Source organism: Ruegeria sp. I3 (genome assembly GCF_056532525.1).
This window is the reverse complement of sequence record NZ_JBQFNI010000004.1, coordinates 345,523-362,887: the sequence shown is the minus strand read 5'-3', so window position 1 is coordinate 362,887 and position 17,365 is coordinate 345,523. Positions and strand designations below refer to the sequence as shown.

The 17,365-nt window shown below is 58.0% G+C and carries 17 protein-coding genes and 1 tRNA gene; 9 read left to right on the top strand and 9 right to left on the bottom strand.

Annotated elements, in window-relative coordinates; genetic code table 11:
• Window positions 1-7 precede the first annotated feature (7 nt).
• Window positions 8-766 carry a Phenylacetic acid catabolic protein gene (locus tag ACR0L9_RS13995; protein ID WP_170511542.1) on the top strand — a complete coding sequence of 253 codons (759 nt, stop codon included), beginning with the start codon at window positions 8-10 and terminating at the stop codon, window positions 764-766.
• 3 nt (window positions 767-769) lie between these two features.
• Here ACR0L9_RS13995 and ACR0L9_RS13990 read toward each other — a convergent pair whose 3' ends face one another.
• From ACR0L9_RS13990 to paaG, 5 genes are all read right to left on the bottom strand, one after another.
• Window positions 770-985: a hypothetical protein gene (locus ACR0L9_RS13990; RefSeq protein WP_170397719.1), complete on the bottom strand. Its 216-nt coding sequence runs from the start codon at window positions 983-985 to the stop codon at window positions 770-772.
• A gap of 69 nt (window positions 986-1,054) precedes the next feature.
• The gene (locus tag ACR0L9_RS13985; RefSeq protein ID WP_170397716.1) at window positions 1,055-1,651 is read right to left on the bottom strand and encodes a TetR/AcrR family transcriptional regulator; all 597 of its coding nucleotides are present in this window, start codon (window positions 1,649-1,651) and stop codon (window positions 1,055-1,057) included.
• A 22-nt stretch (window positions 1,652-1,673) separates the two neighbouring features.
• On the bottom strand, window positions 1,674-2,981 hold the full coding sequence (gene paaK / locus ACR0L9_RS13980; protein ID WP_480895892.1) for a phenylacetate--CoA ligase PaaK: 1,308 nt from the start codon (window positions 2,979-2,981) through the stop codon (window positions 1,674-1,676).
• A gap of 15 nt (window positions 2,982-2,996) precedes the next feature.
• Complete coding sequence (paaI, locus tag ACR0L9_RS13975) at window positions 2,997-3,425, bottom strand: hydroxyphenylacetyl-CoA thioesterase PaaI (RefSeq protein WP_170397710.1); 429 nt, start codon at window positions 3,423-3,425, stop codon at window positions 2,997-2,999.
• 1 nt (window position 3,426) lies between these two features.
• Window positions 3,427-4,212 carry a 2-(1,2-epoxy-1,2-dihydrophenyl)acetyl-CoA isomerase PaaG gene (gene paaG / locus ACR0L9_RS13970; RefSeq protein ID WP_170511238.1) on the bottom strand — a complete coding sequence of 262 codons (786 nt, stop codon included), beginning with the start codon at window positions 4,210-4,212 and terminating at the stop codon, window positions 3,427-3,429.
• A gap of 200 nt (window positions 4,213-4,412) precedes the next feature.
• Between paaG and ACR0L9_RS13965 the strand changes: the two genes are divergently transcribed.
• The 8 genes from ACR0L9_RS13965 (at window position 4,413) to ACR0L9_RS13930 (ending at window position 14,009) form a co-directional block, all read left to right on the top strand.
• Window positions 4,413-5,432 carry a TRAP transporter substrate-binding protein gene (locus tag ACR0L9_RS13965; protein ID WP_170397704.1) on the top strand — a complete coding sequence of 340 codons (1,020 nt, stop codon included), beginning with the start codon at window positions 4,413-4,415 and terminating at the stop codon, window positions 5,430-5,432.
• 54 nt (window positions 5,433-5,486) lie between these two features.
• The gene (locus tag ACR0L9_RS13960; protein WP_170397701.1) at window positions 5,487-5,990 is read left to right on the top strand and encodes a TRAP transporter small permease; all 504 of its coding nucleotides are present in this window, start codon (window positions 5,487-5,489) and stop codon (window positions 5,988-5,990) included.
• Window positions 5,990-7,342, top strand: coding sequence for a TRAP transporter large permease (locus ACR0L9_RS13955; protein ID WP_170397698.1), 1,353 nt, complete (start codon window positions 5,990-5,992; stop codon window positions 7,340-7,342). The genes ACR0L9_RS13960 and ACR0L9_RS13955 overlap by 1 nt, the downstream gene beginning before the upstream one ends.
• A 27-nt stretch (window positions 7,343-7,369) precedes the next feature.
• A complete protein-coding gene (gene paaZ / locus ACR0L9_RS13950) occupies window positions 7,370-9,394 on the top strand; it encodes a phenylacetic acid degradation bifunctional protein PaaZ (protein WP_480895891.1) in 2,025 nt (674 codons plus the stop codon).
• 52 nt (window positions 9,395-9,446) lie between these two features.
• The gene (locus tag ACR0L9_RS13945) at window positions 9,447-10,250 is read left to right on the top strand and encodes a PaaX family transcriptional regulator C-terminal domain-containing protein (protein WP_480895890.1); all 804 of its coding nucleotides are present in this window, start codon (window positions 9,447-9,449) and stop codon (window positions 10,248-10,250) included.
• Between the two features lie 202 nt (window positions 10,251-10,452).
• Entirely contained in the window at window positions 10,453-11,424 is a 972-nt protein-coding gene (locus ACR0L9_RS13940) for an alpha/beta fold hydrolase (protein ID WP_480895889.1), read from the top strand.
• Between the two features lie 82 nt (window positions 11,425-11,506).
• Window positions 11,507-11,583 (top strand) — tRNA-Met (locus ACR0L9_RS13935).
• 332 nt (window positions 11,584-11,915) lie between these two features.
• Complete coding sequence (locus tag ACR0L9_RS13930; protein WP_480895888.1) at window positions 11,916-14,009, top strand: 3-hydroxyacyl-CoA dehydrogenase NAD-binding domain-containing protein; 2,094 nt, start codon at window positions 11,916-11,918, stop codon at window positions 14,007-14,009.
• Window positions 14,010-14,162: 153 nt separating this feature from the next.
• Here the strand turns inward: ACR0L9_RS13930 and rpe are convergent, their stop codons facing one another.
• From rpe to ACR0L9_RS13910, 4 genes are all read right to left on the bottom strand, one after another.
• Window positions 14,163-14,852 (bottom strand): ribulose-phosphate 3-epimerase, encoded by a 690-nt coding sequence (gene rpe, locus ACR0L9_RS13925; protein WP_170611987.1) that lies wholly within the window; start codon window positions 14,850-14,852, stop codon window positions 14,163-14,165.
• 125 nt (window positions 14,853-14,977) lie between these two features.
• Window positions 14,978-15,454 carry a class I SAM-dependent methyltransferase gene (locus tag ACR0L9_RS13920; protein ID WP_170397683.1) on the bottom strand — a complete coding sequence of 159 codons (477 nt, stop codon included), beginning with the start codon at window positions 15,452-15,454 and terminating at the stop codon, window positions 14,978-14,980.
• A gap of 19 nt (window positions 15,455-15,473) precedes the next feature.
• A complete protein-coding gene (locus ACR0L9_RS13915; protein WP_170818134.1) occupies window positions 15,474-16,226 on the bottom strand; it encodes a polysaccharide deacetylase family protein in 753 nt (250 codons plus the stop codon).
• Window positions 16,223-17,365, bottom strand: a complete 1,143-nt coding sequence (locus ACR0L9_RS13910; protein WP_480895887.1) for a glycosyltransferase family protein — start codon at window positions 17,363-17,365, stop codon at window positions 16,223-16,225. The genes ACR0L9_RS13915 and ACR0L9_RS13910 overlap by 4 nt, the downstream gene beginning before the upstream one ends.

Here is a 17,365-nt window from a genome sequence, read left to right as displayed (position 1 = left end):
GGGAATGATGGCTGAAGACATGACAATCGAGAGCTATTTGGCAGCGGGTGGTGTCCTGAGTAATCCAACCAACGTGCCTCCGCGCTATCGTGCAGAGCTCATGAAACTGATGGCGACCTTCGTGGACAGCGAACTGGCCGGCGCAGCGGGCTTTGCCGACATCATAAATCTGGGCCCGGGCATCAAGGAACGCATCGCGGCGGCCAAGATTGTGCTGGAAAAGACCGACAACGCAGATCGTGTCCTGAAAATCATGGGCGAGTTCGGAGCCAACACTGACCGCTATGCAAATCACCATCCCTGGACCACACGTCTGGATCGTGATGCGGATATCGGGGCTACGCGGTCCGAACACGACATGCGACTTGCTGTATTCAACTATCCGATCGAAGGATGGGAAGATGCCGTGGTTATGAACCTGCTGATGAGCCTGGCGGTTGACGTCCAACTGGCTCAGTTTTCGCAGATATCCTATCAGCCTCTGGCCGAGGCCTTCCGCGAGATTTCCCCGATCGAGGCGCGCCATGGGGAGCTTGCGCTTGAGGGTGCGGGCAAGCTGATCGAACAGGGAAAGGCTGCAGAAATGCAAGCGTCGGTCGACTATTGGTGGCCCCGGGTCGCGGCAAGTTTTGGGGCGGGCACAGCCGAGAAAACCGAAACGCTCCGCAAGCTGGGGCTGCGGCAATTAACCGGGATTGAGATGAAAGATCAGTGGACAGTAAAAGCGACCGAACAGGTCGAAAAGCTGGGACTTGAAGTACCCTAGCTTTCAAGGTTGGCGTTTGCGGCTCAGCAACCCATACTTCACGGCCAAACCGCGAAGCGTGCGACGCTTTCGCCGATCTTTCTTCAATGACTGCCGGGCCTTAGCACCACATTTCCGATTGAACTCAAAAACGTCAATCACCCGCTCGGCGCAGCCACAGGCTTCGCCCAGACCTACTTTGGCGAAATAGAATTTATCGAAACGATCAGGGCGTTGCATGGGTAACCTCCGCCCTTATTGAACCTCATCCTGACCGAAGAGCCAAATCAACTCTGTGCCAACAAGGGTTCAAAGGCCATCAACACCTGATAATGTCAGATTGCTTACCAACGCGGCGTAATCGCTGCGCGCGTTGGCATCCGCCCCGGCATTCCACATGTAGAACCAGTTCAACATTCCGAAAACGGACATGGTCGTGGCCCGAAGCTTTGCCGCATCATCCTTGAAAGTTGCAGGCGAGATGCTGGCGATGATGTCACTGACGAACACCACCAGATCCCTCTGATAGCCACGCAGCAGATTCTGCTGCTCTTCGGGCAATGCGGACATGCCGCTGGTTTGCACGCGATGCTCATCATCCACGCCTTGATAGGCCAGTAGGATTTCCCGCACCACCCGTTTCAAGCGATCCGCGGGTTCCATCCCATCAAGGTCCAAGCCGCAAACCTGGTCACGCAATTGCAGCAGGTAACTGTCGAGAATATCGAACAGAATGGCGTCCTTGCTGTCGTAGTAGTGATAGATATTGGCCTTGGATATCCCGCACTCCCGCGCCAGCTGAGACATTGACGCCCGATCAAATCCTTCCTGCGCGAAGACGCGGGCGGCGCATTTTAGGATGCGAGTTCGTTTATGGTCGTGGTCTTTTGCTATCGTGCGCGCCAAATCCTGACCCTCCGTCTGTCGCTTAGATGTCCCGATTGTCAATCACGCGCCGGGCCTTGCCTTGTGAGCGTTCTACCTCGCCCGGCTCGCCTATATCGATCTCGGTCGAGATGCCAACCACCTCTTTAATCCGGCGAGATAGCATCCGAGCAGCGGCGGTTTTGCTCAGCTCATCGGCTGCATCCGGCGTAGCTTCGACATGCACGCGCATCGCGTCCATCCGGCCAGCTTTATAAAGTTCGATCTGGTAGTAGGGTGCCAGACCGCCGGTTGCCAGAACCTGCTCCTCGATCTGACTGGGGAAGACGTTGACACCCCGCAGAATAATCATGTCATCCGAGCGGCCCGTGATCTTTTCCATCCGACGCATCGACCGCGCCGTGCCGGGCAAAAGCCGCGTCAGGTCACGGGTGCGATAGCGGATCATCGGAAGACCTTCTTTGGTCAGCGTGGTAAAGACCAGTTCACCAATCTCACCATCAGGCATGACCTCGCCGGTCTGCGGGTCGATGATTTCGGGGTAGAAGTGGTCTTCCCAGATCACGGGCCCATCTTTGGTTTCGACGCACTCATTGGCGACGCCCGGTCCCATGATCTCGGACAGGCCATAGATATCGACGGCATGCATATCGAAAGCCTGTTCAACCTCGGAGCGCATCGAATCCGTCCAAGGTTCAGCGCCAAAGACGCCGACAGCCAAGGAACTTTCGCGCGGATCGAGTCCAATCTTGTGATACTGCTCAAGAATGTTCAGCATATAGGATGGTGTTACCATAATCCCGTCAGGTTTGAAGTCAGTGATCAGGTCGACCTGCTTGCCGGTCTGCCCGCCGCTCATCGGGACGACCGTGGCCCCCAGACGTTCGATTCCATAATGCGCGCCCAGACCGCCGGTGAACAGGCCATAGCCATAGGCGTTGTGCACCATGTCGCCCCGGCGCAAACCGCTGGCACGCAACGACCGCGCCACCAGATCCGCCCAGTTGTCTATGTCGCCTTGCGTATACCCTACGACGGTTGGCTTACCCGTGGTTCCCGACGAGGCATGAACACGAATGATCTGCTCACGCGGGACTGCAAACAGACCAAAGGGATAGTTTTCCCTCAGATCGTTTTTGAAGGTAAACGGAAACCGTGCCAGATCACTGAGGGACTGAAGGTCGTCAGGATGCACACCGGCCTCATCAAACCGCTGCCGGTACATAGGCACGTTGTCATAAGCATGGCGCAGCGACCATTTCAGGCGATCCAACTGTAGGTTGCGGATTTCATCAATCGAGGCGATCTCGATCGGATCAAGATCCGCCTTGTTCGGAGTAAGATCCTTCATGCCATCCCCCTCATCTCAGGTCTCGTCAAACACCGGGCCTTTGACCGCGCGGGAAAAGCCCCGAAATTCTGCGATCTTTTGTCCGGCTTGGTTGGTTATGGATACGTCATAGATGCCGCTGCGCCCTGTCAGGCTCAGTTCCGTTGCGCGGGCCGTCAGCAGATCACCGGATCGCGCGGGCGCGACGTAGCTGATCACATTGTGCTGGGCGACTGTGGACTGGTTGCGACTATTGCAGGCAAAGGCAAAGGCGCTGTCGGCCAACATGAATGTCACGCCGCCATGGCAGATCCCGTGCCCGTTGCAGTGATGGTCAGCCACCTGCAACGCCAGCGTCGCAGCGCCTTCATCCATCTCCACCAGTTCCATGCCTGCCCATTTCGAGGCATTGTCCCGCCCCCACATGGCAGCAGCGGCTTTCTGTGCGCGTTCCTTCGGCGTCATCTCATTCTCCCCGAAATACTGGCGCGCGCTTTTCCAGAAACGCAGTAACGCCCTCGGCATAGTCGACGCTTTCGCCGCAGGTTTTCATTGCGTCCGCCTCAATCTCGAGATGATCGGTCAGGGTATTCGTGGCAGCCGCCTGTATCGTCTGTTTCGTCAGGCCAAGTCCCAGCGTCGGACCATTGGCGAACTGTTCCGTTAGTGCGCGCGCCTCGGTCAATAGTTCAGCGTCTGGAATTGCTTTCCAGATCAGCCCCCAATCCGCAGCCTGCTTTGCTGGCAGGGGTTGCCCAGTCAGGGCCAGCCCTTTGGCTCGGGCTTCACCCAGCAAACGGGGCAGATGCCAACTGCCGCCGGTATCAGGTATCAGGCCCACTTTGGAAAATGATTGGATAAACTTGGCGGAGTCAGCGGCAAGTACCACATCACAAGCCAAGGCTAGATTCGCACCCGCCCCGGCGGCAACGCCATTGACGGCGCAGACAACAGGTAATTCCAAGGACCTGATCAGGCGGACCAAAGGCGCGTAGAAGGTGCGAACCGTATAGCCCAAATCCGGCGGACCCTCCATCGTGGCAGGGTTTCGATCGCCCAAATCCTGCCCTGCGCAGAACCCGCGCCCCGCGCCGGTTAACAGCACCGCTCGGGCACCACCGTCACGCGCGGCCTCAAGTGCAGCGCGCAGGGCATAGTGCATCTCATCCGTGAAACTGTTCAGGCGATCAGGGCGATTGAGTGTAATTTCAACCCATTGACCCATATTCTGCGAAATAATCGTGTCGGACATGCCCGGTTCGCTTTTCATAAGTTACAACAAACTTCTTGCATAAACCGAACGGTTGGTCAATAAATTCTATAGCCGTTTGTGACTCGGCGATCGGAAATGCACTTTGGCCAGCGGGCGGAACAGCATTTCTCGTCGTTGATAGTTACAAAACGTACCATTAACACATTCACGACTTGCGATTTTGAGGAGGAGACCCGGTCATGAAATTCACCAAGCTCACCACATTGTTGGCGTCTGCAACCTTGGCGGTGTCCGGCACCATTGCTTTTGCGGCTGACTACACCCTGACAATTTCCAGCTGGGCCCCACCCACCCACGGCATCAACGCAAAGATGTGGCCCAAATTCGTCGAAATGGTAGAGGAGGCCACTGACGGGCAGGTCACCGCAGAGCTTAAGCTAGGTATCGCTCCACCGCCTGCGCAGATGGACCTGATTATGGATGGCGCGGCCGATGCCTCGATTATCTTTCACGGCTATCAACCGGGACGCTTCGTCACCACCAAGCTGATCGAACTGCCTGGTTACGAAGGCTCGGCCGAGGACGCTTCGGTTGCTTACTGGCGCGCCTACGACAAGTACTTGAAAGCTGCTGACGAGCATCGTGGTGTCAAAGTCATCGCCTTGCACACGCATGGACCCGCGCAGCTGCATTCCAGCGCGCCAGTAACCACTCTGGATGAGGTTTCGGGCCTAAAAGTACGTATCCCGGGTGGCGTTGGCGGAGACGTTGGTGCGGCGCTTGGCGCGACCGGCATTCAGGTGCCCGCTCCGAAAGTCTATGAAACACTGGCATCGAAAGCCGCTGACGGCGTGGTCATGCCACTGGAATCGCGCAAGGGTTTCAAGCTGACCGAGGTTGCGCAGAACGTCTATGAGATGCCCGGTGGCCTCTATCGTGGTTCGTTTGCATTCATCATGAACGAAGACACCTTCGCAGATCTGCCACCCGAGCTGCAGACGGCGCTGGAAGAAAACGTATTCGGTGAACCGCTGAGCCGTGAGATCGGCAAAATCTGGGATGAGATCGACGCCACTGGACGTGAGGCAACCGAGGCGGCGGAGGGCAATGCCATCAACGCTGCCACTGACGCGGATATGGAGAAGTTCTCGGCCATCGCCGAAGACATCCGCGGCAAGGTCATCGCCGAGGTTGACGCAACAGGAGTCGACGCTCAAGCCGCATATGACATGATCAAATCGGAAATGTCCTCGAACTGATCCGACTGCAGGGCGGCTCTTGCGCCGCCCTGACTTACCCTGCGCGAGTTTCCCATGACCCCTATTATTCAGCTTGTGCGCCGTGCCAGCGCCCTTCCCGTGATCGTGGCCTGCATTGCACTGTTTATCCTGATGGTAATGACCTTTTGCGACGTGATCCTGCGTTCGGTCTTCAATGCGCCCATTGAGGCCGCCACCGAGCTGACGCGCATTCTGATGGCAATTCTGGTGTTTTCTGTCCTCCCGATCGTCTCCACCACCAATGGCCATATCGCGGTCGATCTGACAGACGGGTTCTTCCACCGTCTGCATCTGTCGCGTGCGCGGGACGTTGTGATCTATGTGGTCAGCGGCATCATGCTGTTCTGGCCGGTCCAACGCGTTTGGGTCCTGGCCGAGCGTGCGCGGGATTATGGGGATGTAACCGAATATCTTTCAATCCCCACCTACCTGATCGGCTGGTTCATTACCCTGTCTGTTGCCATCACTGCACTGGTGATGATCGCCACTGGGCTGCTAAAGGCCTTCGCCCCAAATACACTGTCGGAGCCTATGTAATGACCGCAGCGCTAATCGGATTTGCGATTGTATTGATCTTGGTGCTGGTGCGCCTTCCTATCGTCTTTGCCATGGGTCTGGTGGGCACATTGGGATTTGCCTATGAGCGTGGCGGCTCGATTTTTGATGAGCGCGGGATGAAGGCTGCCATGTCCATGGTGGGCCGACAGATCACCGACACTGCGCAGGACTATGGTCTGTCGGTTGTGCCGCTGTTCATCCTGATGGGCCTGTTCGTGAACAAGGGCGGCATGGCGCGCGAGCTTTATGCGGTGTCCAACGCCTTTCTTGGCCACATGCGCGGTGGTATTGCCATGGCAACGGTTGCGGCCTGTGGCGGATTTTCGGCTATCTGCGGATCGTCGCTGGCAACCGCCGCCACGATGTCAAAGGTCGCGATGCCGCAGATGCGGCGTTACGGCTATTCCGATGAACTCTCGACCGCCTCGATTGCCGCCGGTGGTACGCTTGGCATTCTGATCCCTCCATCGGTCATTCTGGTCATCTACGGGTTGCTGACCGAGACCTCGATCGGGAAATTGTTCATGGCGGGCATCATCCCCGGCATCCTCGGCATTCTGTTCTACCTCTTTGCTGTGCGCTGGACCGTCTGGCGTAACCCCGAAGCCGGGCCCGCAGGCGAGCGCGCCACCTGGTCCGAACGCATCCGCGCGCTGGGTTCGGTTTGGGCTGTGCTGTTGTTGTTCTTCCTAGTTATTGGCGGGCTTTATGGAGCCTTCGATTTTGAGCCCCTAAACCTGACATTCTCACCCACCGAGGCCGCAGGTATGGGGGCCGCTGGGGCCTTTCTGATTGCACTCTTTCGTGGGGGTCTCACGGTTGGCTCGACATTCGAGGTGCTGAAAGAGACCTGCTTTACCGCGTCTGCCCTGTTTGCGGTGCTGATTGGCGCTCAGATATTCTCAAATTTCATCAATCTGGCCGGTTTGCCCGAAGCCCTGATCGCGATGGTGACCGCCTATGATGTGGCTCCGTTTGTCGTGATCCTGATGATCCTTGGTATCTACATCATTCTGGGTTGCGTCTTCGAATCTCTCTCGATGCTGTTGCTGACGGTTCCGATCTTCTTCCCGTTGGTCACGTCTCTGGGCTATGACCCAATCTGGTTTGGCATCGTCGTCGTGGTTGTCACCGAAATCTCGCTGATCACGCCACCCGTAGGCCTGAACGTCTTCATTCTGAAAGGCGTGGTGGGTGACGTCTCGACCGGCACCATATTTCGTGGCGTCACTCCGTTCTGGATCGCCGATATCTTCCGCCTCGCGCTGATCGTGCTGGTGCCCATCGTGGTGCTGTATCTGCCGCAGCAAATGGGCGCTTTGGGACACTAGTCCCACCGCATCAAACAGGAGAACACCATGTCCCTGCATCAGATTTCCAGCTTCGCCGCTGGTACTTGGGTCGCGCCTGGAGAAGGCGCACGCACCATCGCGTCCGCCATCACTGGCGCACCGTTTGCAAGCGCTGGCAATGCCGCGCTCGACGTGCAGGCGATGCTTGACTATGCGCGCAATACCGGTGGCCCCGCGCTGCGCAAGTTAACGTTCCACGACCGTGCTCGGATGCTCAAGGCGCTGGCGCAAGAGCTTTCGGCGCATAAACAAGCCCTTTACGACCTGAGTTTCGAAACCGGAGCTACGCAGAAGGACCACCTGATCGATATCGATGGTGGCATCGGCACGATGTTTGTCTTTGCCTCAAAAGGCCGGCGCGAGATGCCGGATGCGCAGGTTTATCTGGACGGCGAAATCGAGCAGTTGTCACGCAATGGCACCTTTTTGGGGCAGCATATCTGCACGCCCCTGCAAGGGGTCGCGGTTCATATCAACGCCTTCAACTTCCCGGTCTGGGGGATGCTGGAAAAGCTGGCCCCGACGCTGCTGGCTGGCGTGCCTGCAATCGTCAAGCCGGCTACCAACAGTTGCTACGTCACCGAACTGGCAGTGCGGATCATGCTGGATAGCGGCATCCTGCCTGCCGGTGCGCTACAGCTGGTCTCGGGCGGGTTGGGCGACATGCTCGATCACTTGGATTGTCAGGATGTGGTCAGCTTCACAGGCTCGGCGAATACCGCGTTGAAGCTGCGGCAGACGCCTGCGATCTTGCAGAACTCGGTCCGGTTTGTGGCCGAGCAGGACAGCTTGAACGCTTCCATCCTCGGGCCCGATGCCACGCCCGGCACGCCCGAATTTGACCTGTTCGTCAAGGAAGTCTCGCGCGAGATGACCACAAAGGCGGGCCAGAAATGCACTGCCATCCGACGCATCATCGCGCCCCAGCTGCAGGTCGACGCCATAATTGCCGCGCTGTCTGACCGATTGGCAAAGATCACCATCGGCGACCCCCGTTCCGACACCACTCACATGGGCGCGCTGGTGTCGAACGGGCAGAAAGCCGACGTTCTGGATCAGGCAGCTCTGATCGGGCAAGAGGCTGAACGGGTTTATGGCAACCCCGACGCGTTCGACCTGCACGGCCCTGAAACCGGCGCATTCGTTCCCCCGATGCTGTTTTACTGTGCTGACCCCGACAAAGCGCAGCGCGTGCACGATACCGAGGCCTTCGGCCCAGTTTCGACCCTCATGGGCTACCGCGATCTGGATCATGCGGTGGCACTTGCCAATCGCGGGCAGGGATCTCTGGTCACGTCGCTGATCACTCACGACACAAAGGTCGCGCACAACGTAGTGATGGGGGCCGCAGCCTATAACGGGCGGATTTACATCAACGACCGCGACTCGATGGCTGAATCGACCGGCCACGGATCTCCGCTGCCCCATATGGTGCATGGAGGGCCGGGCCGTGCGGGCGGTGGTGAGGAAATGGGCGGCGTGCGCGGTGTGAAACACTATATGCAGCGCACGGCCATTCAGGGCTCCCCGCGCATACTCAGTGGTATCAGCACCAAATGGGTGCCAGGAGCGCCCGAAATCCAAGGTCCGGCCCATCCCTTCACCCGTAAATTTGGTGAGTTGCAGGTCGGAGAGACGCTGCACACAGCCCCGCGCACTGTCACGCTGGAGGATATCGAACACTTCGCCAATTTCACCGGCGATACCTTTTATGCGCATATGGACGAGGACGCGGCGGCGCGAAATCCGTTCTTCCCCGGTCGGGTAGCGCATGGCTATCTGTTGCTCAGTTTTGCGGCGGGCCTATTTGTTGAACCGAACGAGGGGCCGGTGCTGGCCAATACCGGGCTGGACGGGCTGCGGTTCATGAAGCCCGTTGTTGCTGGCGACAGCATCAAGGTGCGCCTGACGGTAAAGCAGAAAACCCCACGCAATGACGATTATGGCGAGGTTCGCTGGCACGTGTCCCTGACCAATCAAGATGACGAACCGGTCGCAGAATACGAGCTTCTGACCATGAACGCCCGCTGACCCGCTGTACTACCTGTTTTTCTTATTGGGCCTAATGGGTTAAACTGGGTCCATGACCGAAAAGACCTCGTGGTTCGAAACGGCTGTGGCCGAACTGGCGGACCCGCAAGACCAGCGGGTCTGGTCGATTATCGTCTCGCTGTTTGGTGACATGGCACAAGAGCCCGGCGCGCAAATCTCGGGCGGTGTTCTGACCCGGATAATTGAGCCGATGGGCATCAAACCCGAAGCGATCCGCGTCGCTCTGCACCGGCTGCGCAAGGACGGCTGGATTGAAAGTGACCGGATTGGACGCGTTTCGCGCCATGTCCTCTCGGAATTCGGCCGGACGCAATCCGCCGCCGTCACGCCGCGCATATATGCGCGCGGTCCTTCGCCCATTGAAAATTGGCATCTTCTGATCGCCGAGGATGGATCGGGCACACAAGTGCTTGAAGACGTGATGCTCAGCGACGACTATATCCCTATTGGGCGCAACGTAGCGATGGGTGCGGGGCCTGTGTCCGATCAGTCGGACGGTTTGCTGGCCTTGGACATCTCTCCGCACGCAGCTCCCAAATGGGTGCAGGATCGGTTGTGTCCACCCGAATTGCGCGCCTCTTGCAAGTCTCTTCTGGGCGCGGTCGAACGCGCCGCGAAGTCCCGTCCCGAAGGCTGGGCGCCAACCCCCTTGCAGAGCGCAACACTGCGCACCCTGCTGGTGCATCGGTGGCGGCGCGTCGTGCTACGCCAGCCGGACTTACCTTTGGCTTTTTATCCTGTTGATTGGGCTGGTCCGGCTTGTCGCGATAGCGTGTTCGGGCTGCTTGATCTGCTGCCACGCCCCTCGGCTGACGTACTGAGCGGTAGTAGTTGACCGCTGAGCGGTCTGTTCAACCATATTATCAGTGCGGCGCACATACCGGGTGCTGGGAGCTTTTCTGACCAAGTCATACCAATTTACACACCAATAATTAGGTTGCGGTTATCTGCCTGCCAATTCAGCCGTTCAGAAAACGCATGGTGCAATCGGGCCCCGGGCAATACCATCGCCTGAGCAAACCTACCGGAGATCCGTGATGTCGATTTTGCTAACGATTGTCTTGTTGCTGATGTCCCTTTTGCTGGGGATGCACATCTGGACTCGTCGCCTAACGCGGCAGGGCACCGAAGTGGTGCCGCAACTGGGGCGGATCGTGCCCGTTCACGGTGGCAGCATTCACTATGTCGAAAAAGGCGACCCTTCCAACCCGACAATTGTCATGATCCATGGCCTATCAGGCCAATTGCAGCATTTTACGTATGCATTGGTGGATGATCTTGCTCAGGATTATCACGTTCTCGCGGTTGACCGTCCGGGCTGTGGCTATTCCACGCGCGATGCTGCCCAGTTGGCGGAATTGCCCGAACAAGCCCGCATGATCCACGAGTTTCTGGAAATAAAGAACGTCGATCAAGCCACACTGGTCGGTCATTCTCTAGGTGGCGCCGTGTCTCTTGCGATGGCACTGGATTATCCCGACAACACGGCGGCGTTGGCGCTTCTGGCACCCTTGACGCAACAAATGCCGGAACCGCCCGCCGTTTTCAAACCACTTGAAATCCGTACCGAGTGGCTGCGCAACCTTATTGGCAATACAATCGCCGTCCCGATGGCCCGAAAAACCGCACCCCTCGTGCTGAAAGACGTCTTCGCACCCGAGCCCGCGCCCTCAGACTTCCTGAACCGTGCTGGGGGTGCCCTTGGTCTTCGCCCCTCGGCCTTTATCACCGCCTCACAGGATGTTGTTGGGGTAGAGGCCAGCATGGGTGCCCTGACTTCACGCTATAACGATCTGCGCGTGCCCGGAGGCATCCTGTTCGGCACAGAGGACCCGATCCTGTCCGCCGAGCTACACGGTGCTACAATGACGAAATTCGGCCTGACCTTTGAGGTCCTGGAACACCGGGGTCACATGATACTCATCACAGAACCCGAAATCTGCGCGCGTTTCATCCGCCAGATCGCCGAGAATTCCCGCACCCGGCTGACAGAGCAGGACGCGCATTGAATAACACAATAAAGAATCTCGGCAGGCACGCTTTTCCCTCTTGACCCTCCCCGGCCCCTCGCTTAAATCGCCTCTCACTCGTGGCGGAGTAGCTCAGTTGGTTAGAGCAGCGGAATCATAATCCGCGTGTCGGGGGTTCAAGTCCCTCCTCCGCTACCAGAACTTCCCAAACAAGTGCTAAGGCCCTGTTAGCTGCGTTTCCATTTGGATCGCGCCCTCGGGTTCCGTGCGAATTCAGACCAAGCACTGCAGTTCTTTGCGCTTCGTTGGTCTGAGGCCGCGAAGCAATTTCTACCGCAACGTAAAAGGTTAGTTCCGGGCATGAACCGCGTGATTATGGTACTAAATCCGAGAAAATCAAATAAACCGAACGATCGGTCGAAAATATAGTTGAATACGAACGCAGACCGGGCCAGTCTTTGATCGCGCCGTGTTCGGGGATTCCCCGATTTACTACTGGCATCGCATTTCGTCTGAGGAGGCACGATCATATGACCCAAGTCATCGGGTATGAGAAAGTGGGCGATATCGCCGTTTTGTCGGCTGAGAACCCACCCGTTAACGCGCTGGGCGTGGATGTGCGCCGGGGTTTGTTGTCGGCGATCGAACGTGCCGAAACAGAGGGCGCGCGCGCGGTTTTGATCTATGGTGAGGGTCGGACTTATTTTGCAGGCGCAGACATTCGCGAGTTTGGCAAGCCGCCACAGGACCCGTGGCTGCCCGCACTCTGTGATCGGATTGAGGCGTCGCCCTTGCTGGTGGTTTCTGCGTTGCATGGAACCGCGCTTGGTGGTGGGCTTGAGGTTGCTTTATCCTGTCATTATCGCGTTGCCGTGCCGTCTGCGAAGGTGGGGTTGCCCGAGGTTAATCTTGGTATCATTCCTGGCGCTGGCGGCACCCAGCGCTTGCCGCGTGTTGCCGGAGCCGAGGCTGCATTGGACATGATCACGACGGGGCGGCACGTCCGAGCTCCAGAAGCGCTTGAGATGGGTGTGCTGGACAAAGTTCAGGATGGTGATCCGCGCGAGATCGGCCTGGCCTATGTCAGAGAGCTGCTTTCAACTGATGCAGCACGGCGTCCTGTTTGCGATATGGCCCGGCCCGCCCCAATCGATTTTGATGCGGCCTATAACGCGGTGCTGAAGAAGGGCCGGGGCCAACTGTCGCCTGCGATTGCAGTGCGGGCAATACAAGCCAGTTGCGAGGCCGAGGATTTTGCATCCGGTTTGGCACGCGAACGGGAATTATTCATGGACCTGATGGCCTCGGATCAGCGCAAAGGGTTGATCCACGCATTCTTTGCGGAGCGTGCGGTTGCAAAATTGCCTGAGTTGAATGGGGTCGAGCCGCGGAATCTGCAACAGGTTGGCGTCATCGGCGGCGGTACGATGGGCGCAGGGATTGCCACCTCAGTTCTGCTGGCGGGACTTCCTGTCGTGCTGCTTGAGATGTCACACGAGGCAGCGCGGTCCGCTAAAGATCGTATCGCGGCAAATCTGGCTGGCGCCGTGAGGCGCGGAAAGCTGAGCCAGGACAAACATGATGATATTCTGCAGAACCGGCTGACCCTGGCCACCGACTATGACGCGCTGAGTAGCGTTGATCTGGTGATCGAAGCCGTGTTCGAGGACATGGCAGTGAAGAAAAAGGTTTTTGCGCAACTGGATGCGGTCTGCAAAAGCGGTGCGGTATTGGCGACCAATACCTCATACCTTGATATCAACGAAATTGCCGGATCGACCGAAAGGTCACGGGATGTCATCGGTCTGCATTTCTTCTCCCCAGCACATGTGATGAAACTGCTTGAGATCGTGGTGGCGGATTACACCGCGCCCGAAGTTGTGGCAACGGGTTTCGCGTTGGGCAAGAGGTTGGGCAAGGTGGCCGTTCGGGCAGGTGTGTGCGACGGGTTCATAGGTAATCGGATTTTGGGCACATATCGGAACTGTGCTGATCACATGGTGCTGGATGGGGCGAGCCCATTCCAGATCGATGCTGCGCTGACCGGGTTTGGATTTGCGATGGGCCCCTATGCAGTGTCAGATTTGGCCGGATTGGACATTGGCTGGGCGGCGCGCAAGCGGAAACGGGCCGCAGGCCAGGATCCACGCGTTCGCGACAGTTTCTATGCCGACAAGCTGTGCGAGGCCGGACATTTCGGCCAAAAAACCGGCAAGGGCTATTACATATATGAAAATGGCAAGCGGGGTGGAGAGCCGAATCCCGAGCTGACATCATTGATCGAAGCCGAGCGTGCGGCTCAGAACATAACTCCACGCGCGTTTACGGATGAGGAGATCATCCGTCGCTATATGGTCGCGATGGTGAATGAGGCGGCGAAGGTGGTAGGCGACGGCATCGCGCGTAGACCGCTGGATGTGGACGTTACGCTGCTCTATGGCTACGGTTTTCCGCGCTACTGGGGTGGGCCGCTGAAATGGGCAGATTTGCAAGGTTTGCCGGGCGTATTGAACGATATCCGCAAGTGGGCTGAAGAAGATGCCTATTTCTGGCAACCTGCACCCCTGCTTGAACAACTGGTGGCCGAGAACCGCTGCTTTGATGATCTCAACAAAGGTGCCTGAAGTCTCGGGGCAAAGGCTCCCGCGCCTGCGCAACATTGGCTGCGCCAATATTGCTAGCCGCCTTGGGCCCGGCATCGCGCAAAGCGCGATGCCGGGCCCAACAGGAGGAGGCGTTTCGTAAGAAACGTCGACGACTAGCGGGAGGGTTTGTTGTTAACCCAGTGCACCTTCGGCAGCAGTCCGCACAGCGCGAATATTGTCGCCATAGACCGACGGGTTTGAAACTGACCCGCCTTTAAAAACTGCTGATCCGGCGACCAACACGTCAGCGCCTGCAGCGGCCACCAGAGGCGCTGTTTTGGGATCAACACCGCCGTCGATTTCGATATGAACCGGTCGGTCGCCGATCATCTCGCGCAAACGTCGCACTTTTGCGGTCATGTCGATGAATTTTTGCCCCCCGAAGCCGGGGTTGACGGTCATGACGCACACCAGATCAGTCAGGTCCAACAGATGTTCGACAGCCTCGGCGGGCGTCCCGGGATTCAACGCGATCCCCGCTTTCATTCCCGCAGCGCGTATCGCCTGCAGCGTGCGGTGCGAATGCGGCCCCGCTTCGACGTGCGCGGTCAGCACATCAGCGCCCGCATCGGCATAGGCTTGTATATAAGGATCGACCGGAGTGATCATCAAATGCACATCCATGACGGTCTTAACATGTGGGCGAAACGCTTTGACTGCTGGGGGACCAAAAGTGAGGTTTGGGACAAAGTGGCCGTCCATCACGTCTACATGAACCCAATCCGCCCCTTGCGCTTCGATGGCCTGAATCTCCTGTCCGAAATTTGCGAAATCGGCTGACAGGATCGAGGGAGCGATCTTGATGGAACGGTCAAAGCTCATGACTGGCCTCATGTGGGTGTGCTGTTGCGGTGGCGTATACCCTCGACTCGCGTCAATGCATAGGCCTGACTGCGGTGAATCTGATCGATAGATTCAATATACAAACCCGCCAGTTCAAAGCCTGCTCAGGCGCGATAGAAAAGATATCGATCTGGCGCGATGGTCTCGGGGCCTTCAATCTGAGCAAAACCCGTCAACGGTTGCCCTGAAATCAACAACCCACCGGGTCGCATGACCTGTTTGATCAGAGGGCTGAGGCGCGCCGCTTCCGCAACATCTTCGGACTTGATCCCGCGGCCGAAATCGTAGTGCGCCAGCGCGATTGTTTGGCCTGCGTCCGCCAGTTTACGCAACATCGGCTCGGCCTCACCCTGCAGGAAATCCTGTGCCGGTGGCGTGCTGTCGGGATGACACTGCAAGACGCGATCCATCACCCATATACGCCGAGAGGGCAGGATTTCACGCAGATGATCATAGGTACGTCCGTTACCTAGCCCCAGGTCCAGAACGTCCCCTTCCATGGTGCCGATCTGTGCGGCGGCCCAGTTTAGCCCGTCGCGTTGCGCCGTCAGGCGGCGCAGCATGGAATCCAGTCGGCTCATTCGGGCTCTCCTTGCGAGTTCAGTTACGTGGCGCGGTCCAGGGTGTGCCCGGTCCATCAAGCAGCCTGTGCAACAGATCCTGTGTAAACGTCCAGATGTCCTGATCATGGACCAGATGATGCGTCAACACCCCAAATGCTTCGGCATTGTCTGCGCGACCGGTGCGTCGGTCATGCAGCAGCTCAACTGTCTGTGCGATCAGTCTGTCAGGGTCGATTAAACCGCGCGTCCCGCGCCAGTCGATTGGATCGAGATGTGTGTTTACCTGCGCGAGGCCGGGCGCCGCGAGCGGTATCTTTCGGGGGGTCGCCGTCGACAGAACCCGATAGCCCAGCCCGTGAAGCTGCATGGCGACTTTGGAGTCGATCCGATTCCACGGGGGCACAAACATCGGACGCAAGTTGTCACCAAACAATTCTCGCAACCGGTACAATCCAGCCTCGGCATCTGCAACTACCGCTTCAAGGGGCCGGTGCAGGCGAAATTCGGCTTTCTTCTCGTCTGCAGGCGCGTGGTTCTGATGCGCCCAGCCATGCACAACCGGGATCAAAACAGACTGATCCGACACATACTCTGCCAGCGCCGTCTGCGCCTCACGCGGGATTACCGCCAGATGGACTGGCAGGCCGAGCTGGTCTGACATGGCCGATAGCTTTTCTATCTGTGGTGTCACTGCAACCGCATCGTCATCACGCCACCACAAGGGCAGGGTCAATCCTGCATCCTGCCAGCGCCGCAACTCTGACTGCAAGGGGCGCCAATCAGGCCTCATCGGCTGGCCTCGTACAAGCTCACTGCAATATCCACTGACCGGCGCGCGCCATCAAACCCTTCGGTCATCGGGGGGCGTTCAACACTCGAAATGACATGCTCCAGCGCATTGGCCAGCGAGCCGGCGGTCAGGTCAGAACTGTTAAGCACCTCGATCCCGTTCAACTGAGACAGAGATCGCGCGCGCAAAGATTGCTCAACCTCTTTTCCATCATCGAAGGGGATCAGAACCGCCGGGGTACCGCTTTGCAGCAGGTCCATAGCAGTATTGTAACCGCACATGCTGACCGAGGCGGCGGCAAGCGGCAGCATTTGGCGAAAATCAGGGCGGACGGATTCAAGAAGAACCGAGGTACTCTGGGTAATTTGCGAAAGCTCGGAAATCCGCGCTTTTGCATCCTGCCCGCCCACCAACAATCGCCAGCGCCTGTTGGGCATCTTTTGGGCGGCCTCGATGGCCGCTCGAAAGATCGGCTGGCCGACCGACCCGCCACCCGCGCTGACCAATATCTCGCCTTGGCCTATGCCATCTGGATGGCTTGGCGCAGCACTTGGGGCGACGAAACCGGTGTAATGAAGGCGCGATGCCAGTTGAGCCGAGACAGGCCAACTGACCTCCAGCTTGGTGATCTTGGGGTCGGAATGGACCAGAACGCCGTCGTAAAACTCTGCGATAACCTCATCCGTTTGGGTTACCTTTGCGGGCTTCGATGGCGGCGCAAGAATGTCACGGATCGAACCAAGGATGACGGGTGGCCGAGGTAGGTCTCGTGCGGCTTTCAACGCAGATTTGAACTCCGCGGCCAAAGAGCGCCGCCCGAACGGATAAAGCTCGGTGATCAGAACCTGCGGCCCGAAGCTGCTTACCGCCTGCGTCAGGGCGTTTGTGCGCGCAGCGAAGTAGGCCGAGTCGGCCACAGCGCCATTCTGATCAAGCAGGCGGGTGAAATCGGTGCCATCAGACCGCAGCGGCGGTAAATTCAGTAATGATAATCCACGTGTGTCAAGCTGAGGCGCAGGCAGGCCGCCCGAGACCACAAACACCTCGTGGTCCTGTTCGGCGAATGCGCGCCCCAATGTGAGGGCCCGGCTAAGGTGTCCGGTCCCTAGCAAATGGGTAACAACGATCATCACCTTCAT

Bases quoted from the DNA above. Each gene is read 5' to 3' on its own strand.
- ACR0L9_RS13995 (WP_170511542.1), top strand. From the start codon at position 8: ATGGCTGAAGACATGACAATCGAGAGCTATTTGGCAGCGGGTGGTGTC.
- ACR0L9_RS13990 (WP_170397719.1), bottom strand. From the start codon at position 985: ATGCAACGCCCTGATCGTTTCGATAAATTCTATTTCGCCAAAGTAGGT.
- paaK (WP_480895892.1), bottom strand. From the start codon at position 2,981: ATGAAGGATCTTACTCCGAACAAGGCGGATCTTGATCCGATCGAGATC.
- paaI (WP_170397710.1), bottom strand. From the start codon at position 3,425: ATGACGCCGAAGGAACGCGCACAGAAAGCCGCTGCTGCCATGTGGGGG.
- paaG (WP_170511238.1), bottom strand. From the start codon at position 4,212: ATGTCCGACACGATTATTTCGCAGAATATGGGTCAATGGGTTGAAATT.
- ACR0L9_RS13965 (WP_170397704.1), top strand. From the start codon at position 4,413: ATGAAATTCACCAAGCTCACCACATTGTTGGCGTCTGCAACCTTGGCG.
- ACR0L9_RS13960 (WP_170397701.1), top strand. From the start codon at position 5,487: ATGACCCCTATTATTCAGCTTGTGCGCCGTGCCAGCGCCCTTCCCGTG.
- ACR0L9_RS13955 (WP_170397698.1), top strand. From the start codon at position 5,990: ATGACCGCAGCGCTAATCGGATTTGCGATTGTATTGATCTTGGTGCTG.
- paaZ (WP_480895891.1), top strand. From the start codon at position 7,370: ATGTCCCTGCATCAGATTTCCAGCTTCGCCGCTGGTACTTGGGTCGCG.
- ACR0L9_RS13945 (WP_480895890.1), top strand. From the start codon at position 9,447: ATGACCGAAAAGACCTCGTGGTTCGAAACGGCTGTGGCCGAACTGGCG.
- ACR0L9_RS13940 (WP_480895889.1), top strand. From the start codon at position 10,453: ATGTCGATTTTGCTAACGATTGTCTTGTTGCTGATGTCCCTTTTGCTG.
- ACR0L9_RS13930 (WP_480895888.1), top strand. From the start codon at position 11,916: ATGACCCAAGTCATCGGGTATGAGAAAGTGGGCGATATCGCCGTTTTG.
- rpe (WP_170611987.1), bottom strand. From the start codon at position 14,852: ATGAGCTTTGACCGTTCCATCAAGATCGCTCCCTCGATCCTGTCAGCC.
- ACR0L9_RS13920 (WP_170397683.1), bottom strand. From the start codon at position 15,454: ATGAGCCGACTGGATTCCATGCTGCGCCGCCTGACGGCGCAACGCGAC.
- ACR0L9_RS13915 (WP_170818134.1), bottom strand. From the start codon at position 16,226: ATGAGGCCTGATTGGCGCCCCTTGCAGTCAGAGTTGCGGCGCTGGCAG.
- ACR0L9_RS13910 (WP_480895887.1), bottom strand. From the start codon at position 17,365: ATGAAGGTGATGATCGTTGTTACCCATTTGCTAGGGACCGGACACCTT.